Genomic DNA, 24,566 nt, shown 5'->3' on the forward strand with positions numbered 1-24,566 from the left:
CAGTTATTCCTCAATCTCATTCAGGTTGCGCCCTGACAGCGCGGCTTTCACCGTCGAGTCCAGGCGGCGGGCGGCGAACGCATCGGTCACCTGCGACAGACGCTTGGTCTGCTGCTCGATGGCCGGACCGTCATCGCCCTTCATCAATTCACGAAGTTCTTCCATCTGCATGTCGATCACCATGCGCTCTTCGGCATCGAGCAAGCGTTCGCCATCGGCCTGCAACGCACCTTCGACCGCTTCGAGCAAACGCTGCGCGTCGACCTGCTGCTCTCGCAGCGCGCGAGCCACCATGTCGTCACTGGCGTACTGGAACGAATCCTTCAGCATGCGGGTGATTTCACCGTCAGTCAGGCCATAAGAAGGCTTGACCTGAATGCTCGACTCAACGCCCGACGCCAGCTCGCGGGCGGACACGCTGAGCAGGCCGTCGGCGTCGACCTGGAAGGTCACTCGGATTTTCGCAGCGCCGGCGACCATCGCGGGAATGCCGCGCAGGTCGAAACGCGCCAGAGAACGGCAGTCGCTGATCAGCTCACGCTCGCCTTGCAGCACGTGGATCATCATGGCCGACTGGCCGTCTTTGTAAGTGGTGAATTCCTGGGCGCGGGCCACCGGGATCGTGGTGTTGCGCGGAATGACCTTCTCCATCAGTCCGCCCATGGTCTCCAGCCCCAGGGACAACGGGATCACGTCGAGCAGCAACAGCTCGCCGCCATCGCGCTTGTTACCTGCCAGGATATCGGCCTGAATCGCAGCGCCGATGGCGACTACCTGATCGGGGTCGATCTCGGTCAACGGCTGGCGGCCGAACAGTTCGGCCACCGCTTCGCGCACTCGCGGGACGCGGGTGGAACCACCCACCATGACCACGGCTTCGACTTCATCCAGCTCAATGCCGCAATCACGAACGGCACGACGGCAAGCTTTGAGACTGCGGGCGATCATCGGCTCAATGAGGGCATCGAATGCGGCGCGGGTCAGAACGCCCTGCCATTCGCCATGGACGACTTCCACCGAATCGGCGTCAGTCAGGGATTCCTTCGCCGCACATGCCGCCTGCATCAAGCGGCGCTGGGCAGCAGGATCGAGGTCGTCGGACAGGCCGGCTTCAGCAATGATCCAGGTTGCGATGGCGTGATCGAAATCATCACCTCCCAGCGCGCTGTCGCCACCGGTGGCCATGACTTCAAACACGCCGCCGGTGAGGCGCAGGATCGAGATGTCGAAGGTGCCGCCGCCCAGATCGTAAATCGCGACCACGCCCTCTGCGTTCTGGTCCAGCCCGTATGCCACGGCAGCCGCAGTGGGCTCGTTGAGCAGGCGCAGGACGGTGAGACCCGCCAGCTTCGCGGCGTCTTTGGTGGCCTGACGCTGAGCGTCATCGAAATAGGCGGGAACGGTGATGACCGCACCGACCAGTTCGCCACCCAGTGTTTCTTCGGCGCGCTGGCGCAGCACCTTGAGAATGTCGGCCGACACTTCGACCGGGCTCTTAGGGCCCTGCACGGTTTCAATGAACGGCATGTGGGATTCCCCACCGGTGAAGCGGTAAGGCAACTGCCCACCCAAATGCTTCACGTCGGAGATCCCGCGCCCCATGAGGCGCTTGACGGAAATAATGGTATTCAGAGGATCTGTCGCGGCCGCACCCTTGGCAGACTGGCCTACTTCGACACGATCGGCGTGATAGCGAACGGCGGACGGCAGGATGACCTGACCGTTGGCGTCGGGGAGCGGCTCACTGATGCCGCTGCGCAGGGCAGCCACCAGCGAATTGGTGGTGCCGAGGTCAATCCCGACAGCCAGGCGACGCTGATGAGGTTTTGGAGCTTGGCCGGGTTCGGCGATCTGCAGTAGAGCCATTGCTTTTCTGATATCACTGGCGAGCCGCCCCAGAAGGACGGCGCGGGGTTAATCGTCGAGGCGCTCTTCGAGCTGGCGCACTTCGTAGGAGAGCTTGTCGAGGAACTGCATGCGGCGCATCAGCCGTTCAGCCTGATCACGCTGTGCAGCATCGTCCCAACAGGCCGCGAAGCTTTCGTTCAGTTCTTCCTGGGCAACCTTCAGCCGGCGTTTGAATACCGCAACACCCGCCAGATCCGCGTCGTCCTGCAAATCTTCGAGTTCTTCGCGCCACTGCATCTGCTGCATCAGAAACTCGGGATCCTGCACAGTGACTTCCAGCGGAACTTCGCCCTTTAGCGCCAACAGGTAACGCGCCCTTTTCGGCGCATTCTTGAGCGTTTGGTAGGCGTCGTTCAGACTGGCGGAGCGCTCCAGCGCAACCCGTTGCTCAGCCTCAGGGGCATCGGCAAAACGGTCGGGGTGCACGCTCCGGGCAAGCTCACGGTAACGCGTTGCCAACAGGTCGAGGTCCAGATTGAAGCCCGGCTGCAGGTCGAATAAAGCAAAGTGACAAGGAGTACCCACAATAAGCCTCAGACGTTGAAGCTTTCGCCGCAGCCACATTCACCGCGCGAGTTGGGATTGTTGAACTTGAAGCCTTCGTTCAACCCTTCCTTGACGAAATCGAGCTCGGTGCCGTCAAGGTAGACCAGGCTCTTGGGATCGATGATCACCTTGACGCCGTGATACTCGAACACCGTGTCTTCGCTTTCCGGCTCATCGACGAACTCGAGCACGTAGGCAAGCCCGGAACAACCGGTCGTGCGAACGCCCAGACGAATGCCGTCACCCTTGCCGCGCCCATCGAGGGAGCGGCGTACATGGTTGGCGGCCGCTTCGGTCATGCTGATAGCCATCGGAACTCCTTACCTCACGCAAGTTGCTTAACGCAGCGGAACAGACTCTGCTCAGAGCAGGCCTTTCTTCTGCTTGTAGTCGCGAACGGCCGCCTTAATGGCGTCTTCAGCGAGCACGGAGCAGTGGATTTTCACTGGCGGCAGGGCCAGTTCTTCAGCCAGTTGAGTATTTTTGATGGTCTCTGCTTCATCCAGAGTCTTGCCCTTCATCCACTCGGTGGCCAGGGAGCTCGACGCGATGGCAGAGCCGCAGCCGTAGGTTTTGAACTTGGCGTCTTCAATGATGCCCTGCTCGTTCACCTTGATCTGCAGACGCATAACGTCGCCGCAAGCCGGCGCGCCGACCATGCCGGTGCCGACATCAGGGTCTTCCGCGTTCATCTTGCCGACGTTGCGGGGATTCTCGTAGTGGTCAATGACCTTTTCGCTGTAAGCCATGGTGCAATTCCTCATCAGTTACAACACGTCGCTCTCGCGGCACTCGGAAGCTGTTTTCAAAGTGCCGCAGGTGTGGCGACTTTGAATTAATGCGCCGCCCACTCGATCTTGGAGATGTCGACGCCGTCTTTGAACATGTCCCACAGCGGCGACAAGGCGCGCAGCTTGGTCACTGCCTCGCAGACTTTCTGCGCGGCGTAGTCAATTTCTTCTTCAGTCGTGAAGCGACCGAAGGTGAAACGGATCGAGCTGTGTGCCAGCTCGTCGTTACGGCCCAGGGCGCGCAGCACGTAGGAAGGCTCCAGGGAAGCCGAGGTGCACGCGGAGCCGGACGAAACCGCCAGGTCCTTGAGCGCCATGATCAGCGACTCGCCCTCTACATAGTTGAAGCTCAGGTTGAGGTTGTGCGGCACACGGGCAGTCATGCTGCCGTTGATGTACAACTCTTCCAGGTGCGCAACCTGCTGATAGAAGCGATCGCTCAAGGCTTTGATGCGAACGTTCTCTGCAGCCATGTCTTCTTTGGCCACACGGAACGCTTCGCCCATGCCGACGATCTGGTGCGTCGCCAGCGTACCGGAACGCATGCCACGCTCGTGACCGCCACCGTGCATTTCGGCTTCGATGCGGACACGTGGCTTGCGGCTGACCCACAATGCGCCAATACCCTTCGGACCGTAGGTCTTGTGGGCCGAGAACGACATCAGATCAACTTTGAGGTTGGCCAGGTTGATTTCAACCTTGCCGGTGGCCTGCGCTGCATCGACGTGGAAGAGCACACCGCGGGAGCGGGTCATCTCGCCGATGGCAGCGATGTCGTTGACCGTACCAATCTCGTTGTTGACGTGCATGATCGAGACCAGAACAGTGTCGTCGCGCATGACCGCTTCGATCATGGCCGGCGTGATCAGGCCATCTTCGGTCGGTTCGAGGTAGGTGACTTCAAAGCCTTCACGCTCAAGCTGACGCATGGTGTCGAGCACGGCTTTGTGTTCGATTTTGCTGGTGATCAGGTGCTTGCCTTTGGAGGCATAGAAATGCGCAGCGCCTTTGATCGCGAGGTTGTTGGACTCGGTAGCACCGGAAGTCCAGACGATTTCGCGTGGGTCGGCATTGACCAGATCGGCAACCTGACGGCGGGCGTTCTCGACCGCTTCTTCGGCCTTCCAGCCAAACACGTGGGAGCGCGACGCCGGGTTACCGAAGTTGCCATCAACCAGAAGGCAGTCGCTCATTTTCTGCGCAACACGCGGGTCGACCGGGGTCGTCGCGGAATAATCGAGGTAAATTGGCAATTTCATTGAATATCTCCTATCGGGCAGGCGCGCCGCGCGTTCATCTGCGTTCACTCAACGGCGGATGTTTCAATCTTGTCCAGTGGCTGCGTCTTGCTACCGCAACGGCGCAGATCCTGACGTTGGGCGACTTCTTGCACTTCACGGCGAGTGACGAGGTCGGCCAAGCTGATACCGCTTAGAAACTCGTGAATTTGCTGACTGAGGTCACACCACAAGTGGTGGGTCAGACAGGTGTCACCGGCATGGCAATCACCGAGCCCCTGGCAGCGCGTCGCGTCAACCGATTCGTTGACCGCGTCGATCACCTGCGCCACCTGAATGCCCTGCATTTGACGGGCCAGCTGATAACCGCCGCCGGGCCCACGCACGCTGGAGACCAGATTGCCGCGGCGCAGCTTGGCGAACAGTTGCTCGAGGTAGGAAAGGGAAATCCCTTGCCGCTCGGAGATATCGGCCAGGGACACTGGCCCATGCTGCGCATGCAATGCCAGGTCGAGCATGGCAGTGACAGCGTATCGGCCTTTTGTAGTCAGTCGCATGACGTGTACCGCGGAGGTTCGGAATGAAGGCGAGTATGCTATTCCCGAGTATTTAAGTCAACTATAAGACCTAGCGGAACAGTCGGGATTACCCGCAAAAGCGCGGCGGCATCATAGCAAAACACGCCGGGATTGGCACATGCTCGACCTGAGGGCGCGCGCTGACTTATTCCCGGGGCGCATTAACCTCGCAACGCTCTTTCATGCAGTCGAAAACTTCGTGACGCAGCTCGGGCAGTTCTTTTTCGCGATACTCGCCGCCCAGGCTTTTCAATGCCTTGCCCATGTCCTCCACGCGCACGTCCATCGCTTGCAGGTGATCGAGCAACTGGCCGATCGCGCGTGCCACCGGATCAGGCATGTCCTCACCAACGCCATACGCATCGAAGCCGAGCTTTTCGGCGATCGCCTTGCGCTTCGCTTCGGCTTCGTCGTCAGACTTGACGATGATACGCCCCGGAATGCCCACCACCGTTGCACCCGCCGGCACAGGCTTGGTCACCACCGCATTAGAGCCGACCTTTGCCCCGGCGCCCACGGTGAACGGTCCGAGCACCTTGGCGCCCGCGCCGACAACCACGCCGGACTCCAAAGTAGGATGGCGCTTGCCCTTGCTCCAGCTGGTGCCGCCCAGGGTCACGCCCTGATAGAGCGTCACGTCATCGCCAATCTCGGCGGTCTCGCCGATCACAATGCCCATGCCGTGATCGATGAAAAAGCGCCGACCGACTTTCGCACCCGGGTGAATCTCTATCCCGGTGAGCCAGCGACCGAAGTTGGAGACCATGCGCGCCGGCCATTTCAGTTCGTTGCGCCACAACCAGCCAGACAGCCGATGCAGCCAGATCGCGTGCATGCCGGGGTAGCAGGTCAGCACTTCAAAGGCATTTCGAGCCGCCGGGTCACGATGAAACACGCTTTGAATGTCTTCCCGCAAACGCTCGAACATTACTGATCCTTCCGCTTATAGGGTTCACCGGTGGCCGCTTTCTGGGTCTCGGTGAGGATGCCGCGCAAGATGCTCATCTCGGATCGATTGACCGCAGAGCGGCCGTACAGACGACGTAACCGCGCCATCAGGTGACGAGGCTTCTCGGGATCAAGGAAGCCAATGGCAACCAGCGTGGACTGGAGATGCTCATAGAATTTTTCCATCTCATCCATGGTCGCCAGCTCGGTACTTCGCACCGAATTGACTTCGAACTTCTCCACCTTACTCGCTTGACCGTCGGCCGCGAGCCAGGCCATGCGGGTTTCGTAACTCAACACCTGCACAGCGGCGGCCAGATTCAACGAGCTGAATTCCGGGTCCGATGGGATGTGTACGTGGTAATGGCAGCGCTGCAACTCTTCATTGGTGAGGCCGGCGTATTCACGACCGAACACCAGTGCGATCTCCTCGCCCAGCGCGGCGTGCTCAACGGTTTTGACGCCCGCTTCACGAGGGTCGAGCAGCGGCCAGGGAATGCGGCGGTCCCGGGCGCTGGTGCCCAACACCAGGTTGCAGCCTACCAGCGCATCTTCCAGCGTCGCCACGACCTGCGCACCTTCCAGAATATCGCCCGCGCCAGACGCCCGTGCATCGGCCTCATGGTGGGGAAACATGGCGGGATCAACCAGCACCAGACGTGAAAGGCCCATGTTTTTCATGGCACGTGCGGCGCCACCGATATTTCCGGGATGGCTGGTACCGACCAGGACGACACGAATTTTTTGCAGCACTGGTGAAGTCTCGCTAGCAGGTGAAAAGGGGGACGAATGTTACAGAAGCACTTGCTGCAACGCCACGAACCTTGCGCCTCACGCGCCGGATACGCCACTAAAAGGAGACAGGGCACCCCCGACCTCGTCGCGCCAAGCCGACCGGCCGCGCGGCAAAGTCTGCACTCGCGCTGGAAATCATCCAAGAGAACCAATAGAATGGCCGGCTCTCTTTAACGACCTAGGTGATCCATCCATGCAGCCCATGCTGAATATCGCGCTGCGCGCCGCCCGCAGCGCCAGCGAATTGATTTTCCGCTCCATCGAGCGCCTGGATACCATCAAGGTCGACGAAAAAGACGCGAAAGATTACGTGACCGAAATCGATCGCGCTGCCGAGCAGAGCATCATTACCGCACTGCGCAAGGCGTATCCAACCCACGGCATCCTTGGCGAGGAAAGCGGCCTGCATGAAGGCAGCGGCGAAGGTACCGACTACCTCTGGATCATCGATCCACTCGACGGCACCACCAACTTCGTGCGTGGCGTTCCTCACTTCGCCGTCAGCATCGCGTGCAAATACCGCGGTCGCCTGGAACACGCCGTTGTTCTGGACCCGGTCCGTCAGGAAGAATTCACCGCCAGCCGTGGTCGTGGCGCTGCCCTGAACGGCCGCCGTCTGCGCGTTAGCCCGCGCAAGAGCCTTGAAGGCGCACTGCTCGGCACCGGTTTTCCGTTCCGCGAAAACCAGCTCGATAACCTCGATAACTACATGAACATGTTCCGTTCGCTGGTGGGCCAGACGGCCGGTATCCGTCGCGCCGGCGCCGCAAGCCTGGACCTGGCTTACGTGGCTGCGGGCCGTTTCGACGCGTTCTGGGAATCGGGCCTGTCGGAATGGGACATGGCCGCAGGCGCCCTGCTCATTCAGGAAGCAGGCGGACTGGTCAGCGATTTCAACGGCGGTCACGACTTCCTTGAAAAAGGTCACATCGTTGCTGGCAACACCAAATGCTTCAAAGCAGTGCTGACGTCGATCGCTCCATTTGTGCCGACTTCGCTGAAGCGTTAAGCCTAGCACGCTGTACAAGAGAACCGGCCATGTGCCGGTTTTTTTGTACCCTTGAGTCTCATGACACCGGCAACAAAAAAGCACCCGAAGGTGCTTTTTTGAGGAACGGTTAGTGCTATCACTGGCCCGCTTGGCTCAACTCCAGCTGACCTTCCTTGTTGACGGGGATCTGACTGCCCGGATCGCGATCCATACGCACCTGCCCGACTTTGTCGTTGAGCTTGTACTTCACGTTGTAGCCGACGACTTTATCGCTGATGTCATTGACGGTATTGCAGCGCGACTCGGTGGTGGTGTAAGTGTCGCGGTTCTGCATGCCTTCCTGAACCTTGTTACCGGCGTAACCCCCGCCGACCGCACCGGCGACCGTGGCAATCTTCTTGCCATTACCGCCACCCACCTGGTTGCCGAGCAGGCCACCGGCTACGGCACCGATGACACTCCCCACGATCTGATGCTCGTCCTTCACCGGCGCTCGGTGAGTGACTGCAACGTCTTTGCAGACTTGCCGCGGGGTTTTGATTTGTTCTTTAACAGGCTCGACGGCAAGTACGTCTGCGTACTCTGGGCCGCTTTGTTTTACGAGGCTATAGGTGGCCAAAGCACCACCGGCGGTAACACCGACGGCACCCAATACTGCACCAATAAGCAACGACTTGTTCACGTGAACCTCCTGACGATATTCAGCGCGATTGCTCGCGCTACTCCCAGCCTTGGAGCACAAAAAAAGGCGCGAGTTCACACTCGCGCCTTTTCAGGTGATGGCCGGTTACCATTACTGGTTACGGACGGTCATCCACCTTGTCGACCGTGACCGGTGGCAGCAAGTCTTCGCTGCGCAGGTTCAGCCAGATCAGCACCACGTTGGCGATGTAGATCGACGAGTACGTACCTGCCAGAACACCGATGAACAGTGCCACCGAGAACCCGTGCAGGCTATCGCCGCCAAAGATCCACAGCGCGACGATCGCCAGCAATGTGGAGATCGAGGTGGCCATGGTCCGCAGCAAGGTCTGCGTGGTGGAGATGTTGATATTCTCGATCAGCGAAGCCTTGCGCAGCAGACGGAAGTTCTCGCGAACCCGGTCGAATACCACAATGGTGTCGTTGAGCGAGTAACCAATGATCGCCAATACAGCGGCCAGAACGGTCAGGTCGAAGGTCACCTGGAAGAACGACAGAATGCCCATCGTCACCACCACGTCGTGGATCAGCGAGATGATCGCCCCCACCGCGAACTTCCACTGGAAACGGAAGGCCAAGTAGACGAGAACGCCCCCCAGTGCCAACAGCATGCCGAGGCCACCCTGGTCGCGCAGCTCTTCACCCACCTGCGGACCGACGAACTCGACGCGCTTGACGGTCACCGGGTTATCGACGCCTGTCTTGCGCAGCGCTTCAGCAACCTGAGTGCCCAGCTGCGGGTCTTCACCCGGCATACGAACGAGCAGATCGGTGGTCGCACCGAAGCTTTGCACGACCGCTTCGGTATAACCCGACGTAACCAGCTCTTCGCGCACTTTGTGCAGATCGGCAGGGCGCTCGTAGGTTAGCTCGATCAGCGTACCGCCGGTGAAATCCAGACCGAAGTTCAGCCCTTTATAGAACCAGCTGAACAACGCCAGAACGGTAAGGAGCATGGTAATGGCGAACGCAATGTTGCGAACGCCCATGAAGTTGATCGTACGTTTCATGGCAGCCCCTTAAATCCACAACTTCTTGAAGTCACGACCGCCAAAGATCAGGTTGACCATTGCGCGGGTCACCATGATGGCTGTGAACATCGAGGTAAAGATCCCGAGGGACATGGTGACCGCAAAACCCTTCACCGGGCCGGTGCCCATCGCGAAGAGAATGCCGCCGACCAGCAGCGTCGTCAGGTTGGCGTCGAGGATCGCGGTATACGCGCGGTCGAAGCCCTCGTTGATTGCACGCTGAACCGTCATGCCATTGGCGATCTCTTCACGAATCCGCGAGAAGATCAGCACGTTGGCATCGACCGCCATACCCATCGTCAAGACGATACCGGCGATGCCTGGCAGGGTCAGCGTTGCACCTAGCAGCGACATCAGCGCCAGCAGCATGACCATGTTGAAGGCCAGTGCCACGGTCGCGATCAGACCGAAGAAACGGTAGATGGCGAGGATGAACAGCGAGACGAACAGCATGCCCCAGAGGGATGCATCGATACCCTTGGTGATGTTGTCGGCACCCAGGCTCGGGCCGATGGTGCGCTCTTCAGCGAAGTACATGGGTGCAGCCAGACCACCGGCACGCAGCAGCAGCGCCAGCTCGGACGACTCACCTGCGCCGTTCAGGCCGGTGATGCGGAATTGAGCACCCAGCGGCGACTGAATGGTCGCCAGGCTGATGATCTTCTTCTCTTCCTTGAACGTCTGGACCGGCACGTCTTTTTCGACGCCGTTGACCATTTGCTTGGTGTAGGTGGTGGTCGGCTTCTGCTCGATGAAGATCACCGCCATGCTGCGACCGACGTTCGCGCGGGTTGCGCGGCTCATCAGATCGCCACCATGGCCGTCCAGCTTGATGTTCACCTGAGGACGGCCGTGCTCGTCAAAGCCAGCCTTGGCGTCGGTTACCTGGTCACCGGTGATGATCAGACCACGCTCGACCGGCGCCGCAGGACGACCGCCTTCGCGGAATTCGAACATCTCGGTGGTGGCTTTGCTGTCGTCGGGGCCTGCGCCCAGACGGAACTCAAGGTTGGCCGTCTTGCCGAGGATACGCTTGGCTTCGGCGGTGTCCTGAACACCTGGCAGCTCGACCACGATGCGGTTGGCGCCCTGACGCTGAACCAGCGGCTCGGCGACGCCCAGCTCGTTGACCCGGTTACGCACGGTGGTCAGGTTTTGCTTGATCGAGTATTCGCGGATTTCAGCGATCTTGGCTGGCGTCATGGCCAGACGCAGGATCGGCATCTCGCCGCGATCGCTCGTGGTGATATCGAAATCGGTGTAGTCCTTGCGGATCAGCGCACGGGCCTGTTCGCGGGTATCAGCATCGCTGAAGCCCAGCTGGATGGCGCCGTTGTCCTGCGGCAGGCTGCGATAACGCACTTTTTCCTTGCGCAGCAGGCTCTTCACTTCGCCTTCGTAGACATTCAGACGCGCACTGAGCGCTTTGTCCATGTCGACTTCAAGCAGGAAGTGCACGCCGCCGGACAGGTCGAGACCCAGCTTCATCGGCGTAGCGCCAATGCTGCGCAGCCATTTTGGCGTGGTCTGAGCCAGGTTGAGCGCGACAACGTAATCGTCGCCCAGCGCCTTGCGTGCGACATCTTTGGCTGGCAGCTGGTCTTCCTGTTTGGTCAGACGCAACAAACCGCCCTTGCCATTCTCGGCCAGAGAAGCGCCCTTGACCGCGATACCAGCATCGGTAAGCGCCTTGCTTACGCGATCCAGATCAGCCTGATTGACCTGCAGCGCAGTGCTTGCGCCCGTGACTTGGATAGCCGGGTCATCAGGGTAGAGATTGGGTGCGGAATAAATAAAACCGATCACCAGCACTGCCAGGATCAGGATGTATTTCCACAGAGGGTATTTGTTCAACATCACGCCGCCTGCTTATAACGCGGGGCGCCTTGCGCGCCCCGTCGATTGGTAAAAGACTGGAATCAGATGGCTTTCAGAGTGCCCTTGGGCAGGGTGGCAGCGATTGCGCCCTTCTGGATTTTCAGCTCTACGGTGTCGGACACTTCGATAACAACGAAGTCATCAGTCACTTTGTTGATCTTGCCTGCGATACCGCCGGTAGTGACGACTTCATCACCCTTCTGCAAGTTGCCCAGCAAGTTCTTTTGCTCTTTGGCGCGCTTGGCCTGTGGACGCCAGATCATCAGATAGAAGATGACCAGAAAGCCGACCAGGAAAATCCACTCGAAACCGCCGCCCATAGGGCCTGCAGCAGCAGGGGCAGCCGCATCCGCGAAAGCGGAAGAGATGAAAAAGCTCATTTAACACTCCAGTTGCATATTTTAATAATAGGAAGCGAAAGACCGGATGTCGCTCAGTCCAGTAACGGCGTCACAAGCCCGCGTTTGGCATAGAACGTGTCGACAAAGGCGGCCAATGTACCTTGTTGAATAGCCTCGCGCAAACCAGCCATAAGCAGCTGGTAATGGCGCAAATTATGGATCGTATTGAGCATGCTACCCAGCATTTCGCCGCACTTGTCCAGGTGGTGCAGATAGGCGCGGGAGAAGTTTTTGCAGGTGTAGCAATCGCAGGTCGGATCCAGCGGCGACTCATCGTAACGATGAAACGCATTACGGATTTTCAGAACACCGGTGTCGATGAACAGATGACCGTTGCGCGCATTGCGCGTAGGCATCACGCAGTCGAACATGTCGACGCCGCGGCGGACACCTTCAACCAGGTCCTCGGGCTTGCCTACACCCATAAGGTAACGAGGTTTGTCAGCCGGCATGCGGCCCGGCAGGTAGTCCAGGACCTTGATCATCTCGTCCTTGGGCTCGCCGACCGACAGGCCGCCAATCGCCAGGCCGTCAAAGTCGAGCTCACTCAAGCCTTCGAGGGAGCGCATGCGCAGGTTCTCGTGCATGCCGCCCTGAACGATGCCGAACAGCGCCGCGGTGTTTTCGCCGTGGGCGATCTTGGACCGCTTGGCCCAGCGCAGCGACAGCTCCATGGAGGTGCGCGCAACTTCTTCGTCCGCAGGATACGGCGTGCATTCGTCAAAGATCATCACGACGTCGGAACCGAGGTCGCGCTGAACCTGCATCGATTCTTCAGGCCCCATGAACACTTTTGCGCCGTCAACCGGAGAGGCGAAGGTCACGCCCTCCTCCTTGATCTTACGCATCGCGCCCAGGCTGAACACCTGAAAACCGCCGGAGTCGGTCAGAATCGGTCCTTTCCACTGCATGAAATCGTGAAGGTCGCCGTGGCCCTTGATGACTTCAGTACCCGGACGCAGCCACAGGTGGAAAGTGTTGCCGAGGATCATCTGAGCGCCGGTGGCCTCGATGTCTCGAGGCAGCATCCCCTTGACCGTGCCGTAGGTGCCGACCGGCATGAACGCAGGCGTTTCGACAACGCCGCGAGGAAAGGTCAGGCGACCGCGACGCGCTTTGCCATCGGTGGCCAGCAGCTCGAAAGACATACGACAGGTGCGACTCATGCGTGATCCTCTGGGGCCGAGTCCGTCGGGGTTGATTCCCCGGGAGCGGTCGGCGCGGGATTGCGGGTGATGAACATGGCATCCCCGTAACTGAAGAAGCGGTAACCGTGCTCCACCGCAGCCGCGTAGGCCGCCATGGTTTCGGGATAACCGGCGAATGCCGAGACCAGCATCAACAGCGTCGATTCCGGCAAATGGAAATTGGTGACCAGTGCATCGACCACATGGAACGGTCGGCCCGGGTAAATAAAGATATCGGTGTCGCCGCTGAAGGGCTTGAGCACGCCATCGCGCGCGGCACTTTCCAGCGAACGCACGCTGGTCGTGCCCACGGCGATCACCCGACCACCGCGTGCGCGGCAAGCGGCCACGGCGTCGACCACGTCCTGAGTGACTTCAAGCCACTCGTTGTGCATGTGGTGATCTTCAATGCGCTCAACGCGCACCGGCTGGAATGTCCCGGCGCCGACGTGCAGCGTCACGAATGCGGTCTCGACGCCCTTCTCGGCAATCGCGGCCATCATGGTCTGATCGAAATGCAGACCTGCCGTCGGCGCCGCGACAGCACCGGCGCGCTGGGCGTACACGGTCTGATAGCGCTCGCGATCGGCATCGTCGTCCGGGCGGTCTATATAAGGAGGCAACGGCATGTGCCCGACGCGCTCGAGCAGAGGCAGCACCGGCTCGGCGAAGCGCAGCTCGAACAACGCATCGTGGCGAGCGACCATTTCGGCCTCGCCACCGCCATCGATGAGAATCGTCGAACCCGGCTTGGGCGACTTGCTGGAGCGCACATGGGCCAGCACACGGTGCTGATCGAGAACGCGCTCAACGAGGATTTCCAGCTTGCCGCCCGAGGCTTTTTGCCCGAACAGCCGCGCCGGAATCACCCGGGTATTATTGAAGACCATCAGATCGCCAGGGCGCAAATGCTCCAGCAAATCAGTGAATTGGCGGTGTGCCAGCGCGCCGCTTGGCCCGTCGAGGGTCAGCAAACGGCTGCTGCGTCGCTCCGCCAAAGGATGGCGAGCGATCAATGAATCCGGGAGCTCGAAGGTAAAGTCAGCGACACGCATGATGGGGTTCGTCTAGCAGGGCCGGGAAGTTTAGCGGAATAAGTGAAAATTGACCATGAAACATGATTGACCAACGGTAGGCTCGTCTCTATACTTCGCCGCCATTGAGCCCTGATGGCGGAATTGGTAGACGCGGCGGATTCAAAATCCGTTTTCGAAAGAAGTGGGAGTTCGATTCTCCCTCGGGGCACCAAACAGCAGCACCTTCAAGTGGTTACGTGACTTGAAGCACAGAAAAACCGGCCAGATTTGAGCCGGTTTTTTTGTGGGCGGCATTTACTAAACGGTTAAGCATCAGCATCAATCACCCCCGTCCTCAGCACATCGCCAGCCTAAGCTGATCCCCTCAGCAAAAATTCCCAAAACCAAACGGGAATGGCCCTTTGACATTGAATCCCCTGCCCCGCTGTGGTGAAATCCACCGCCTGAGAAATCGGATCCATTGAAGGCTTTTCATCACGGACGAAGACAGGCGATTGCGCCCGGTCATCACGTCCGTGCGCCTTTCGCAGTATCACAAGGAGCGTACGCATTGAAGTCTTTTCATCCCGGCAAGCTGACGGTGCTGGCACTGGCAGTGACGCTGAGCAGTTGCGCCACGTTCGATCAGGCCGGCCGTGATTACGGCACGGCGATAGGGTGCGCAGGTGGGGCATTGCTCGGCGCGGGTTTGATCTACGCCGCCACGGGTAATGCTGGCAAAGCCGTCGCAGGCGGTGTGGTCGGCGGTGCAGCGGGTTGCGCAGTGGGCCATGTCTGGCAGAACCGTCAGCAGGAACTGCAGCGCATCGCGCAGGAAGAACACCTGAAAATGCAGATCGACACGCTGCAGGCACAGGCCCCCGCGCAGAATGGCAAACCTGCCGTGATGGCGGACGCGGGCATTGTTGCCCAGGTCGAAGATCAGGGCATGTTTCCCACGGGCAGCGACCAACTGACAGCCGATGGCCTGCGTCAGGTGCGCAAGCTCGCCAACGCGTTCAAGCCGGCGCAAGGCCAGTCCAACGCTCAGCCGCAAGCGGTTTTGGTGGTGGGGCATACCGACGCGACCGGCTCCGCAGACTTCAATCAGCAACTGTCCGAGCGTCGTGCGCGCAGTGTCGGCAAAGTCCTGGCGGAGGCCGGTATTTCCGCTCAGAGTCTGTACTTCCAGGGTGTAGGCGCAGCCCGTCCCTTGGCCGATAACACCACCACCGAAGGGCGCGCCCAGAATCGCCGTGTCGAAATCGTCCAACTGGAGTCCACGGCGCTGCTCGAACAACGCGTCAAACAGGAGCGCAGCAACCCGCGCTATCTGGCCCATGGGACGCGCAACCAGTCCACGCCGAAAGCCAAAGTCGCTGCGTCTGCACCTCAAGCTGAGGCGCCGAAAAAATCTACCGAGCAGCCGGTTGCCGCGCTGGCCCCAAACTTCATCGATTTCGGCGGAAGCCCCGCCAGCTCGGATGTCAATCAACTGGCCCGCCTGGTCAAACCCATGGAGTCCACGGGCTTCACGCTGATCAGCAAAGCCAACGCAAGCGTGCCGGTCGCGAGCTGTGAAGCCGATCGCCCACGGGTTGCCGGCGCGGTGAAAAATCTTGCGAGCGGACAAGAACTGGCCGAGCACGAGACCACCGATTACCTGCCGGGTTACAACGGTAGAGTCTGGGCCAACAACGTCAACGGCAATCTGGTGACCATCACGCCAATCGCCGTGCTGCGCAACAACGCAGAGATTGCCAAGCAGCCTCGTATCCAACTGGTTAAAGGCTACGAACAGAACAAGAAAGGCAAAGCGACCACCCTCGCTGCTGTTGCCAACACTTTCGAAGGCCAGGACACCGTGCTCTATCGCGTGTTCATCGACGACGCTCAGGCGCCGGTGAACTGCATGGACATTGTTCTGGACAAGAACGGCGGCAAGGCAGTGGACGGCAAGTTGTTCTATGACAAAACCGGCGAGAGCTACGTCGCTAAATTCGTCCCTATTCGCACCTGAAGTCCGTAACGCTCGAGGAACAACATGGAACAGTTTTCAATGGACGCCCTGACCGCTTTTCTTGTAATGCACCGCGTGGCAGTGGGTTTGATCCTGAGCACGCTGGTGCTTCTGGTCGCCATCAGGATCTGGTGGTCGAAAGTCAGCTACTTCTATATGAACGTGGCGTACGCCCTGCCGCTCGTGGGTCGAATCAGCAGCTTGAGCAGAAAGCCGCCTATCACTGAAGCAGATGGTTGGATGGACAGCGAATCACGCCTGTGTGCCGACTATTACTCGTACTACCGAGGTTTCAACAAAAGCCCGGACTATTATGACAAGTGCCGTGATTACCTGAACAAGGTTCACGAGACCGGTCGACGGGAGAAAGGCTTCTTCATGTGGATGCTGATCATCGGCCTGATCTTCTTCGAAGCCGTTGGTTTTGCCTACGTCCTTGCGCCGTTCATGGTGCAGAACATATCCGCCAATGTCGCTGGCATGCTGGCATGGTTCACTGCCTTTCTGCTCTCTGTCGCCGCGGTATTCTTCACCGAGATGGCAGGCCGTGAGATGCACCACAGCAGCCTGATTACCAAGATTCGCACTTGGTATGAACAGTCGCGCACGCCGAGGGATCTGGAGGCGGACACCAAAGTCGATATCGACAATACCTACCGCGACGACGACGAACCCAATTACCTTAAAGTGCTTAACCGCACTGACCACAACGCACGGGTCACGCCTAAATACACGTGGACCACGGTCTGCCTGATTTATGTGCTGGCGATTGCGATTGGTGCCTTTGTCATCCGTAACTACAGCCTCAAATCGATGGAAGTTGATTTGGTCAGCAACCCGGATGCCTTCAGCCAGACTCAGTCGGGCAACACCAAACTGCCGGATTCGCCATTCGAGTTGCCGGCTGAAAGCGCGCAGGAAAACCAGACTGCCGATCAGACCTCGGCGCACGACAAAATGGAGGCCATCCGCGCTGCGTCGCTGACGACTTACATTATTCTTTCGGTCATATTCCTGGGCATTCAGGGCGTGGGCATCGTGCTGTCCAATCGATTCTCCTTCGCGGGGAAACAATCGGGGCAAGCGTGGCAATACACGCGTGGGTTCAATAACGCCGAAGAGTTTGCTGCTCACTATCAGAATCTTCGCGAACATGTCGCCCGTGATGCGCAGGCCAAACTGACAGCCTTACAAAGTCGACTGGCCAACCGCATTACCACCTCAGGCCATGAGCGAGAGCATTTGCTCAAAGGATTTGGTCACCGTAACTTCGATACATATGTCACCAAGCGCCACGAAGGTTTCCGCAAGAGCGATGACAGCCGCCTGGAGCAAGACCGTCTCAGCCGGGAGCAACGGAGTGCAGACCAGGCTCACGAGCGTGCGAGGGCAAAATCGGCTGTCACTCAACCGGCGGCGGCCGAGTTGGCAATTGCTACGCCTGCTGCCGCTCCAGAAGCGACCCCGACTGCGCTCAAGCCTACAGTCGCACTCGACCCGGACAACTTCGACGACCTGAATGACTTCGACGATGACGAACTGGCATTTCTTGCCGGCAAGTACGAAGTCACTGTCGAACAGTTGAAGAAAGTCCAGAAGCTGCAACGCATGGCTGCAAAAGCCACTCAAACACGTCAGGAGCAGTGATATGAAACGGCGCGCCTTGCTGGCAAGCACTCTCCTGTTACTGGGCACGCCGTTACTGCACGCGGCTGAGCGTAATGACCTGCCCAGTTGCTATGACTTCGCAAAACTGTCCGAATACCGACCCGCCTCCTCCGGGCGCGAGCTGATTATCATCGTCGACCAGACGGTTCAGTTGCCAAAGGACCTGAAGGAGTCGACTTACAGTCACGCGCTGCGGTACGTCAAACCGGGCGACAGCGTCCGGCTGTACCAGTTTTCCGCTTACTTGCCGGGTAATTACATGAAGCTTATGTATACCGGGCAACTTGAAGACAAGCTGGATGATAAGAAACGCGACGACATCGGCATGAACAGCCTGCGTCAGCTGGACAACTGCCTGGCCAAACAGGTCGATTTCTTTCGCAAAACATTGGGCCAAAAACTGGTAGAAAGTTTCGCGAAGCCGGGCGAGGACATCGCAAAGAGCGAGATCTTTTTTAGCCTCAAGCAGATAGGCGAAGACATCGCACAGCGGCCTGCACAGGAGAAGGTGGTGTTGCTGGTCTCCGACATGCTGGAAAACAGCGACTTCGGCAGTTTTTACGCCAGCAACCAAATCCGCGCCATTGACCCGGCTGCAGAGTTGAAAAAGGTCGAGCAGAAGAAACTGTTTGCAGACCTGGGCGGCGCCAAAGTCTATGTACTGGGCGCAGGTCTGGTACCTGGGACCGCCAAGAATGGCTATCGATCGGGCAATACGGTGCAGAAGCTGGAGACCTTCTGGAGCGGATATTTGAGCCAGTCCAATGCTCGACTGGTGAGCTTCGGGGCGCCGTCGCTGACAGTTGATTTGCAGTAGGGCGCAGACTTTCGCGTCTACCAAGACGGGATTTGGCCGGAAAACCGCCAGATACGACGCCGCAAATCTGGCGGCGTCAACACCGGTCGCTTCCCGACTGAAGCCGGTCCCACTGACACAACGCGCGCCTTCGTAGGACTGGCTTTAGCCGGGAAGGCGCCATGTGCCATGCCGCATATCTGGTGGAGTTCATACCACCTCTTTTCAGTGCTACCCGTAACCGCTTCCGCACTTAGCCGTTTTCTCTGTAGGCAACATCCGACAAACGACTCAGAACCCTCTCTACTAGCATCACCCCGCATAGTGAGTATGATCGAACAAGGACGGCACTGAGCCAGTTTTCAACCCTCGGCTGCGCTTAAGGATAAGAGATGCAATCAGTCATTTACCGCGTGGACCTGAGCCCATGCTCGCTGGCCGAGTTCCAGCAGGATGTAGAAAAATACGCGGGCAATATCAGATGTGTCGAGTGCGAGGCAGGCGCTTGGTTTGTCAGCGGATCACTGGTGGGCTGCGCGAGAGAGCTGCATGTTTCGCAGCGCATCACAAAGAAGGCTGCCAAATCAAAACGGTGGTGCTCGTCGTCGATGGCGAAGAGCCAGGCATTGTCGATGGTGAAGACACTGCGCACATCGTTGTGGATCTCGACAAGCGAAAACCCCAAACCATTCTGACACCGGCCCCACCCGCGACACCCCCCGTGGGATCACCTTGGGGCAGCATCCAAAAGCAATACGCAAACGCGGCCGACTATCCAGTCAATAAGTCGCTGAGACAAATCCTGTCGAAGCTGATGGGTAATCCTGACTATCCCGAAGATGAAACCAACATCAGGATAACCGCCGACAATGGGCGGGTAGTCCTTGAAGGAAGCATTCGCCGCTTGCTGTTCTCCCAATATCAACTTTCAGATATTGAGCTGGGCTCGGTGCGGCTGTTCTGGGGACAGATCAACAACGTCAACAGAAAGGAGGGTTCAGCCTGGCTCAACTGCGGCGACTATCTCAGTGAGCCAAGTATCCTGATTCGAGATAAGGATCTGGAAGATGAGATGCTTTCGGCATTTAAGCTCAGTGGCCTTAACGATCTCGCAGGTGCATGATTCATCATGGTGGGCCACCTGTCGGGATCTCCTAAAAAGAAAATCCTGAACTTCGGCTTCGCCAAATATATCGCCTTCGTAAAATACCGGATCAAAGACGAGAATTGACTATGGTGACCTGCACACCGCTTGAAGAAGTCCGGCGGCACATCGACCACATTGACCGCGACCTTGTGTCATTGCTCGCCCGTCGTGGGAATCTGGTTAACCAAGCCGCAGCGTTTAAAAAGACGACTGCAGAGGTCAACGCGCCCTCGCGGGTTGAGGACGTAATTGCGAAAGTGCGCGCGGTCGCTGAGGAGTGCGGAGCCTCAGCAGAGGTGGTGGAGAAGGTAAACCGAGCGATGATTGCAGCGTTCATCGAAGAAGAGTTGTCGGCTCATGCTGCATTGAAAATGCGGTATTGCGATCTAACCACCCCAGCCGCAATACCCGCCCCATCAAAAATTCCGCGACGTCGGCCGAAGCAAGATCCCGTTAACATCAATACTTCCGGTGGTTCGGCGCACTGGCCTTGTTGCGTAAGGAGCTACTCACATCAACGATTTTCTCACTTCTTGCCGGTACGTTAGGCAAGATGATACATTGTTTAATGTGAAAGTTGGTTTTTAGCTAAAGCAACTTATCAACATTAAAGCGCTCTGACTAAACGTTATTACTGGCAAAGGGAATTCTGCAATGGCATTTGACGCATATGTAAAAATTGAAGGTATTCCAGGTGAAGCACTAGACGACAAGTACAAAGACTGCATAGAGATAACTGGATATGGTTTTGGGATGCACCAAAGCACTTCAGCTACTGCCAGTTCTTCTGGAGGCGCATCTTCAGGGCGGACTTCACTAAGCGATTTTACATTTACAAAATCCTTAGACAAGGCTAGTTGCAAAATAATCGAAGCCGTATGCTCGGGAAAACACTTGAGTCAAGTTGTTCTGATGTTGCATCGAGCAGGAGGTGACAAGCTCAAATACTTTGAAATTACATTGGAAGAGGTAATTATTTCTAATTACTCGCAAAATGCTAATGACGGTGTTCCGAGTGAAACTATTAGCCTGAACTACGGCAGGATAAAAACCACTTATACACAGCAAAGCCGCGTCGATGGTAGTGGAGCGGGCAATGTCTCAGGCGGATGGGATCGCATCAACAACAAGATCTATTCTTGACACCAGCATTTTAAATAGATATTCCATCAGTAGCTTATATTATTAAGGATGAATAATGGCTAGGCCTTTTTTTGCAGCGGCTTGGGCTGCATCGCAACAAATTTACGATCCGATCAACTCGGGACAACGGGTTGCGACATTGGTAGGGGGATATGTTGAAAAAAATATCAACAATTCAGAACCTTCCCAAAAATGGACCAACACCTGCGCTGTGCGCATGAGCTACATTTTAAATCATGCAGGCTTTATTATTCCAAAAATCCCAGGGCAGACTGTATCGGGCGGAGATCAGCGGCAATATTTTTTTCGGGTGAAGAACCTGATCACTTTCTTAGAGGCTAAGTGGGGTAAGCCGGATGTAGTTAAATACCCTCCCTCTGGCGGCGGCGCACTGGCCGGAAAAAAGGGCGTTATACTTTTTGAGGTGTCCGGCTGGGATGATGCGCAAGGTCATGCGACTTTGTTTGATGGCAATACCTGCTACGATCACTGTTACTTTAATGAGCCAGGTGTTAATTACCATACAGATCAGGCGAACTTCTGGAGCTTGAGCTGATGAGACATTTCCTGGTTTTTTTAGCTTTTATACTCACAGCGCCTCTGGCCTCCGCAACTGATCGTTCCTCGTCTCCACAAAGCATCGAGCAAAGCTACGGACGAAACTACAAGGATATGGTGCTCGCAACGTGTGTGGCGAACGCATACAAAGGTGACGAGAACGCAGCGAAAGATGCCGGCAGTAGTGCGAGCGCGTTGCGCGACTGGACGTATTACGACTTGGAAAAAAGTCCAGATGAAGTCAAAGCCTTGGTAAACAGTTATCTGGGCAGGAGTTATAAAAACCCATTAGTTGAGGCTGAGGTTAAAGGTGTCAGGTTCGACTTTTTGAAATGCCTGGATCTGTATCACAGTAAAGAACTAGACTCCCTCGCAAAGAAAATAGTGATCAATCCCAATCACACCTACAAGCAAGATAACCCTTAATTCTTGGATTGATCATGGCTTGAAGCACAAAAAACCGGCTATCTTTGAGCCGGTTTTTTTTGGGCGCGATTTGGGTCCCAGAACAATCGAAGAGCCAGGATCCAGATTTCGAGACGCGGCGCCGGAAGATTCGACTCAAAGCAAGCGAACCGATGACGACCCGCTTCGGTCGAACGCCGTGCAATACCCCCCGAGGCGTGCACGCTGCTGGACGTTTTAGCAGGCACTCATTCACCGAAAACCACCGGCCTTCCATGTTCGAACACATCGACTTCAACTATCTGCTTTCAAACTACGGGTACTGGGCCGTGTTCATCGGCTGCCTGCTGGAGGGGGAAACCATCCTGATCCTCGGCGGGCTGGCGGCACACCAGCATGTCCTGCAATGGCAGCAAGTGCTCATCTACGCCACATTGGGCGGGATGCTCGGCGATCAGATACTGTTCTGGACCGGGCGCTACTTCGGGCCACGCCTGCTGCCTCGCTTGCACCGTCAGCAGGCGACCATCGATCGCGTGTCGGACCTGATCAAGCGCTACCCCACGGCGTCCATTTTCTCGGTCCGTTTTCTCTACGGCATGCGCCTGATCGGGCCTCTAGTGATCGGCGCGAGTCGCTTGTCGCCCATCCGCTTCGCGATCATCAACCTGATTGGCGCGGCGGTCTGGGCGAGTCTGTTCCTGGCTGCGGGTTACTGGGCGGGCGGCTTCCTGGAGAACATGCTCGGCAACCTGAAACCTTATAAAATGCCGATCTTCTTGGGCGTGGTCGTGGTGGGCGCGGCCGTAGCGCTGTATCGGCATCGTCGCGCGAAAACCCGGCCTGCGCGGCAAGCAGCCAAGCAAGCGAAAGACGTCCCGCCCTCCTCCGCTGGATAACGCTTCCCATCTGCGGCGACCGCCTCTATAACGGCAGACAGGCATTAGACGCAGAGGGATCGACTCGATGAACACACGCATCACCGCCGGTTTGCTGTTGAGCATGGTCAGCATCGCACAGGCTCAGGCCGCTGAGACGCCGTCGCACCTGGACACCGTCATGCAGAAGGGTCAACTGGCCGTTTGCACGACTGGGGATTACAAGCCGTACACCTTTCTCAAGCCTGACGGCCAGTACGAAGGCATCGACATCGAGCTGGCTCAGTCGCTGGCGCAGAGCCTGGGCGTGAAGATCGAGTGGGTCCCGACCACCTGGAAAACCCTGATGCCCGACTTCACGGCCGGCAAATGCGACATCGCCGTCGGTGGCATCTCGGTCACCCTGGAGCGACAGAGGAAGGCGGCGTTCAGCAGCACGCTGGACATCGACGGCAAGGTCCCGCTGGTGCGCTGCGAAGACGAGTCCAAGTACCAGACCCTCGAGCAGATCAATCAGCCCGGCGTTCGCTTGATCGAACCTCAGGGCGGCACCAACGAAGCGTTTGCCCACGCCTACCTGCCCAACGCCAGTCTGGCCTTCCACGACAACAAAACCATTTTTCAGCAGTTGCTCGACAAGCAGGCCGACGTGATGATCACCGACGCGTCCGAAGCGCTGTACCAGCAGAAACGCATGCCCGGCTTGTGCACGGTCAATCCGTCGAATTACATGCAGTACGGCGAAAAGGCCTACCTGCTGCCGCGGGATGACGCTGCCTGGAAGGCCTATGTTGATCAGTGGCTGCATCTCACCAAAGCCACCGGCGCCTACAAGAAAGTGGTTGGCGAATGGCTGGCGATGCCTACAGAGTGATGGTGCGCAGCATGCCCGCAAGACTTCGGCACAGGACCCCGCCGTATCCATGAAAACCAACAGAACCATTACCCGCGCGTTTTGCGTCGAGCTGCAGCAAGAGCTTTCCATCGTAGCGGCGCGACGTGAGTACTTTTCTCAAGAGCCGCCTCGGGCGCGCTTCAGCTTTTTGTGCTCGTCCGAGCCGTGCCGTGCCCTGGGTGTCAAAATCACCGGGGTTCGCTATGACGTGAAGCCCCAGGAGCACCCGACCTTCGTCGCCGCGCACTACCGGGCCAACCCGAACTACGAACATCATGCCGATTGCGAATGGGTGGATGAAGCCGTCGAAACGCCGGTTGTGCAGGAAGCCGAAACTGAGGCCGAAAGCGAGCTGCGCAAGGTCAAGCGCAAGCTGGATGACTACATAGATGTCTTCGATCCGACCCCGAAGGAACGCGCAAAACCCACACCGCCGACAGGTAAGCCTGACGCCGATCCGCTCGAGAGGCCCGAAGACGCCACGCCTCCCGCCGACGCGCTCAAGGCCAGACAGGACAAGCAGAACCGCACCAGCAATCTGGAGCGTTTGGTCGACAGCTTTCGTCAGGCCCAAGCCTCGTTGACCAAGGAAGAGCTTGCACTGCTGACCCTGCGCATTCCGGGTCAGGGTGAAGTGTCATTGCGCGCTTATTTCCGCCATATCAAGTTCGCTCAGCTTAATGATGAGCGTCGGGTGCTGTATGGCGGCGGGCTGGTCGAGCGCTACGGGACAGGCTTCAAATTCAAGTTCTTCGATCGCCTGCAAGGCAGTTTGGTGACCTTGTACGTGTCACCCGCGCAGATGCAGGCCTACCGCTCAAGCCGCTACCTCAGCGAGTTGCTGAGCCACGCCGATGAGGTGCGCTTCTTCACGGTCTTTGCCTTGGGCACACTGGTCGCCAGCCCTTCCGGGAAAAGCGTCAGTGTGGAGATCGAAGACTTGCGCCATCTGGCCATCGTGCTTGGGCCGGCCAAGGACGCTGATGAAGCACCTGTAAAAGGCCCGGCCAGCTAAGACCCTGAGTGTCTTCAGCCCAGAAAAAACC

The 24,566-nt window shown here is 57.9% G+C and carries 25 protein-coding genes, 1 tRNA gene and 1 pseudogene; 13 read left to right on the plus strand and 14 right to left on the minus strand.

Going from position 1 to position 24,566, the window contains the following annotated elements:
* Positions 1–3: 3 nt before the first annotated feature.
* From hscA to trmJ, 8 genes are all read right to left on the minus strand, one after another.
* The gene (gene hscA / locus BBI10_RS16140) at positions 4–1,866 is read right to left on the minus strand and encodes a Fe-S protein assembly chaperone HscA (protein WP_065990019.1); all 1,863 of its coding nucleotides are present in this window, start codon (positions 1,864–1,866) and stop codon (positions 4–6) included.
* A gap of 48 nt (positions 1,867–1,914) precedes the next feature.
* A complete protein-coding gene (gene hscB, locus BBI10_RS16145; RefSeq protein WP_065990020.1) occupies positions 1,915–2,433 on the minus strand; it encodes a co-chaperone HscB in 519 nt (172 codons plus the stop codon).
* 8 nt (positions 2,434–2,441) lie between these two features.
* Entirely contained in the window at positions 2,442–2,765 is a 324-nt protein-coding gene (gene iscA / locus BBI10_RS16150; RefSeq protein WP_065990022.1) for an iron-sulfur cluster assembly protein IscA, read from the minus strand.
* Between the two features lie 51 nt (positions 2,766–2,816).
* Entirely contained in the window at positions 2,817–3,203 is a 387-nt protein-coding gene (iscU, locus tag BBI10_RS16155) for a Fe-S cluster assembly scaffold IscU (protein ID WP_062383507.1), read from the minus strand.
* Positions 3,204–3,289: 86 nt separating this feature from the next.
* Positions 3,290–4,504 carry an IscS subfamily cysteine desulfurase gene (locus BBI10_RS16160; protein ID WP_065990024.1) on the minus strand — a complete coding sequence of 405 codons (1,215 nt, stop codon included), beginning with the start codon at positions 4,502–4,504 and terminating at the stop codon, positions 3,290–3,292.
* A 44-nt stretch (positions 4,505–4,548) separates the two neighbouring features.
* Positions 4,549–5,040 (minus strand): Fe-S cluster assembly transcriptional regulator IscR, encoded by a 492-nt coding sequence (gene iscR, locus BBI10_RS16165; protein WP_065990026.1) that lies wholly within the window; start codon positions 5,038–5,040, stop codon positions 4,549–4,551.
* 166 nt (positions 5,041–5,206) lie between these two features.
* Positions 5,207–5,989 carry a serine O-acetyltransferase gene (gene cysE / locus BBI10_RS16170; protein ID WP_065990028.1) on the minus strand — a complete coding sequence of 261 codons (783 nt, stop codon included), beginning with the start codon at positions 5,987–5,989 and terminating at the stop codon, positions 5,207–5,209.
* Entirely contained in the window at positions 5,989–6,762 is a 774-nt protein-coding gene (trmJ, locus tag BBI10_RS16175; protein WP_065990030.1) for a tRNA (cytosine(32)/uridine(32)-2'-O)-methyltransferase TrmJ, read from the minus strand. The genes cysE and trmJ overlap by 1 nt, the downstream gene beginning before the upstream one ends.
* Positions 6,763–6,997: 235 nt before the next feature.
* Here trmJ and suhB point away from each other — a divergent pair, with 235 nt between their 5' ends.
* A complete protein-coding gene (gene suhB, locus BBI10_RS16180; protein WP_065990032.1) occupies positions 6,998–7,813 on the plus strand; it encodes a type III secretion system regulator SuhB in 816 nt (271 codons plus the stop codon).
* Positions 7,814–7,931: 118 nt separating this feature from the next.
* Here suhB and BBI10_RS16185 read toward each other — a convergent pair whose 3' ends face one another.
* The 6 genes from BBI10_RS16185 to queA form a co-directional block, all read right to left on the minus strand.
* Entirely contained in the window at positions 7,932–8,477 is a 546-nt protein-coding gene (locus BBI10_RS16185; protein ID WP_065990034.1) for a glycine zipper 2TM domain-containing protein, read from the minus strand.
* A 118-nt stretch (positions 8,478–8,595) separates the two neighbouring features.
* Positions 8,596–9,507: a protein translocase subunit SecF gene (gene secF, locus BBI10_RS16190; RefSeq protein ID WP_065990036.1), complete on the minus strand. Its 912-nt coding sequence runs from the start codon at positions 9,505–9,507 to the stop codon at positions 8,596–8,598.
* A 9-nt stretch (positions 9,508–9,516) separates the two neighbouring features.
* Positions 9,517–11,385: a protein translocase subunit SecD gene (gene secD / locus BBI10_RS16195; protein WP_065990037.1), complete on the minus strand. Its 1,869-nt coding sequence runs from the start codon at positions 11,383–11,385 to the stop codon at positions 9,517–9,519.
* 62 nt (positions 11,386–11,447) lie between these two features.
* A complete protein-coding gene (gene yajC / locus BBI10_RS16200) occupies positions 11,448–11,786 on the minus strand; it encodes a preprotein translocase subunit YajC (RefSeq protein ID WP_037012510.1) in 339 nt (112 codons plus the stop codon).
* A gap of 53 nt (positions 11,787–11,839) precedes the next feature.
* Complete coding sequence (gene tgt, locus BBI10_RS16205) at positions 11,840–12,955, minus strand: tRNA guanosine(34) transglycosylase Tgt (protein ID WP_167355804.1); 1,116 nt, start codon at positions 12,953–12,955, stop codon at positions 11,840–11,842.
* Between the two features lie 14 nt (positions 12,956–12,969).
* The gene (queA, locus tag BBI10_RS16210; RefSeq protein ID WP_065990039.1) at positions 12,970–14,049 is read right to left on the minus strand and encodes a tRNA preQ1(34) S-adenosylmethionine ribosyltransferase-isomerase QueA; all 1,080 of its coding nucleotides are present in this window, start codon (positions 14,047–14,049) and stop codon (positions 12,970–12,972) included.
* A gap of 108 nt (positions 14,050–14,157) precedes the next feature.
* Between queA and BBI10_RS16215 the strand changes: the two genes are divergently transcribed.
* From BBI10_RS16215 to BBI10_RS16260, 12 genes and pseudogenes are all read left to right on the plus strand, one after another.
* Positions 14,158–14,242 (plus strand) — tRNA-Leu (locus BBI10_RS16215).
* 339 nt (positions 14,243–14,581) lie between these two features.
* Complete coding sequence (locus BBI10_RS16220) at positions 14,582–16,030, plus strand: OmpA family protein (RefSeq protein WP_065990041.1); 1,449 nt, start codon at positions 14,582–14,584, stop codon at positions 16,028–16,030.
* Positions 16,031–16,069: 39 nt separating this feature from the next.
* A complete protein-coding gene (locus BBI10_RS16225; protein ID WP_065990046.1) occupies positions 16,070–17,677 on the plus strand; it encodes a hypothetical protein in 1,608 nt (535 codons plus the stop codon).
* Between the two features lies 1 nt (position 17,678).
* On the plus strand, positions 17,679–18,515 hold the full coding sequence (locus BBI10_RS16230) for a hypothetical protein (protein ID WP_065990047.1): 837 nt from the start codon (positions 17,679–17,681) through the stop codon (positions 18,513–18,515).
* Between the two features lie 406 nt (positions 18,516–18,921).
* Positions 18,922–19,617: a hypothetical protein gene (locus BBI10_RS16235; protein WP_208600756.1), complete on the plus strand. Its 696-nt coding sequence runs from the start codon at positions 18,922–18,924 to the stop codon at positions 19,615–19,617.
* 110 nt (positions 19,618–19,727) lie between these two features.
* Positions 19,728–20,009 (plus strand): annotated as a pseudogene (locus BBI10_RS28025) (chorismate mutase); the annotation flags it as partial.
* A 286-nt stretch (positions 20,010–20,295) separates the two neighbouring features.
* Positions 20,296–20,784: an Hcp family type VI secretion system effector gene (locus BBI10_RS26670; protein ID WP_083233142.1), complete on the plus strand. Its 489-nt coding sequence runs from the start codon at positions 20,296–20,298 to the stop codon at positions 20,782–20,784.
* A 55-nt stretch (positions 20,785–20,839) separates the two neighbouring features.
* The gene (locus BBI10_RS16240) at positions 20,840–21,340 is read left to right on the plus strand and encodes a type VI secretion system amidase effector protein Tae4 (protein ID WP_065990048.1); all 501 of its coding nucleotides are present in this window, start codon (positions 20,840–20,842) and stop codon (positions 21,338–21,340) included.
* The gene (locus tag BBI10_RS16245) at positions 21,340–21,768 is read left to right on the plus strand and encodes a type VI secretion system amidase immunity protein Tai4 (protein ID WP_065990050.1); all 429 of its coding nucleotides are present in this window, start codon (positions 21,340–21,342) and stop codon (positions 21,766–21,768) included. Before BBI10_RS16240 ends, BBI10_RS16245 begins: the two co-directional genes overlap by 1 nt.
* A 254-nt stretch (positions 21,769–22,022) precedes the next feature.
* Positions 22,023–22,646 (plus strand): DedA family protein, encoded by a 624-nt coding sequence (locus BBI10_RS16250; protein ID WP_065990051.1) that lies wholly within the window; start codon positions 22,023–22,025, stop codon positions 22,644–22,646.
* Positions 22,647–22,713: 67 nt separating this feature from the next.
* Entirely contained in the window at positions 22,714–23,499 is a 786-nt protein-coding gene (locus BBI10_RS16255) for a transporter substrate-binding domain-containing protein (protein WP_065990052.1), read from the plus strand.
* A gap of 49 nt (positions 23,500–23,548) precedes the next feature.
* On the plus strand, positions 23,549–24,535 hold the full coding sequence (locus BBI10_RS16260; protein ID WP_065990053.1) for an ATPase: 987 nt from the start codon (positions 23,549–23,551) through the stop codon (positions 24,533–24,535).
* Positions 24,536–24,566 lie beyond the last annotated feature (31 nt).

This window comes from Pseudomonas graminis (assembly GCF_001705435.1).
Classification (GTDB): domain Bacteria; phylum Pseudomonadota; class Gammaproteobacteria; order Pseudomonadales; family Pseudomonadaceae; genus Aquipseudomonas; species Aquipseudomonas graminis_B.

Excerpts from the sequence above, each read along its gene's own strand:
- hscA (WP_065990019.1), bottom strand. The coding sequence starts at position 1,866 with ATGGCTCTACTGCAGATCGCCGAACCCGGCCAAGCTCCAAAACCTCAT.
- iscA (WP_065990022.1), bottom strand. The coding sequence starts at position 2,765 with ATGGCTATCAGCATGACCGAAGCGGCCGCCAACCATGTACGCCGCTCC.
- iscU (WP_062383507.1), bottom strand. The coding sequence starts at position 3,203 with ATGGCTTACAGCGAAAAGGTCATTGACCACTACGAGAATCCCCGCAAC.
- BBI10_RS16160 (WP_065990024.1), bottom strand. The coding sequence starts at position 4,504 with ATGAAATTGCCAATTTACCTCGATTATTCCGCGACGACCCCGGTCGAC.
- iscR (WP_065990026.1), bottom strand. The coding sequence starts at position 5,040 with ATGCGACTGACTACAAAAGGCCGATACGCTGTCACTGCCATGCTCGAC.
- cysE (WP_065990028.1), bottom strand. The coding sequence starts at position 5,989 with ATGTTCGAGCGTTTGCGGGAAGACATTCAAAGCGTGTTTCATCGTGAC.
- suhB (WP_065990032.1), top strand. The coding sequence starts at position 6,998 with ATGCAGCCCATGCTGAATATCGCGCTGCGCGCCGCCCGCAGCGCCAGC.
- secF (WP_065990036.1), bottom strand. The coding sequence starts at position 9,507 with ATGAAACGTACGATCAACTTCATGGGCGTTCGCAACATTGCGTTCGCC.
- secD (WP_065990037.1), bottom strand. The coding sequence starts at position 11,385 with ATGTTGAACAAATACCCTCTGTGGAAATACATCCTGATCCTGGCAGTG.
- yajC (WP_037012510.1), bottom strand. The coding sequence starts at position 11,786 with ATGAGCTTTTTCATCTCTTCCGCTTTCGCGGATGCGGCTGCCCCTGCT.
- tgt (WP_167355804.1), bottom strand. The coding sequence starts at position 12,955 with ATGTCTTTCGAGCTGCTGGCCACCGATGGCAAAGCGCGTCGCGGTCGC.
- queA (WP_065990039.1), bottom strand. The coding sequence starts at position 14,049 with ATGCGTGTCGCTGACTTTACCTTCGAGCTCCCGGATTCATTGATCGCT.
- BBI10_RS16225 (WP_065990046.1), top strand. The coding sequence starts at position 16,070 with ATGGACGCCCTGACCGCTTTTCTTGTAATGCACCGCGTGGCAGTGGGT.
- BBI10_RS16230 (WP_065990047.1), top strand. The coding sequence starts at position 17,679 with ATGAAACGGCGCGCCTTGCTGGCAAGCACTCTCCTGTTACTGGGCACG.
- BBI10_RS16235 (WP_208600756.1), top strand. The coding sequence starts at position 18,922 with ATGCTCGCTGGCCGAGTTCCAGCAGGATGTAGAAAAATACGCGGGCAA.
- BBI10_RS26670 (WP_083233142.1), top strand. The coding sequence starts at position 20,296 with ATGGCATTTGACGCATATGTAAAAATTGAAGGTATTCCAGGTGAAGCA.
- BBI10_RS16240 (WP_065990048.1), top strand. The coding sequence starts at position 20,840 with ATGGCTAGGCCTTTTTTTGCAGCGGCTTGGGCTGCATCGCAACAAATT.
- BBI10_RS16245 (WP_065990050.1), top strand. The coding sequence starts at position 21,340 with ATGAGACATTTCCTGGTTTTTTTAGCTTTTATACTCACAGCGCCTCTG.
- BBI10_RS16250 (WP_065990051.1), top strand. The coding sequence starts at position 22,023 with ATGTTCGAACACATCGACTTCAACTATCTGCTTTCAAACTACGGGTAC.
- BBI10_RS16255 (WP_065990052.1), top strand. The coding sequence starts at position 22,714 with ATGAACACACGCATCACCGCCGGTTTGCTGTTGAGCATGGTCAGCATC.
- BBI10_RS16260 (WP_065990053.1), top strand. The coding sequence starts at position 23,549 with ATGAAAACCAACAGAACCATTACCCGCGCGTTTTGCGTCGAGCTGCAG.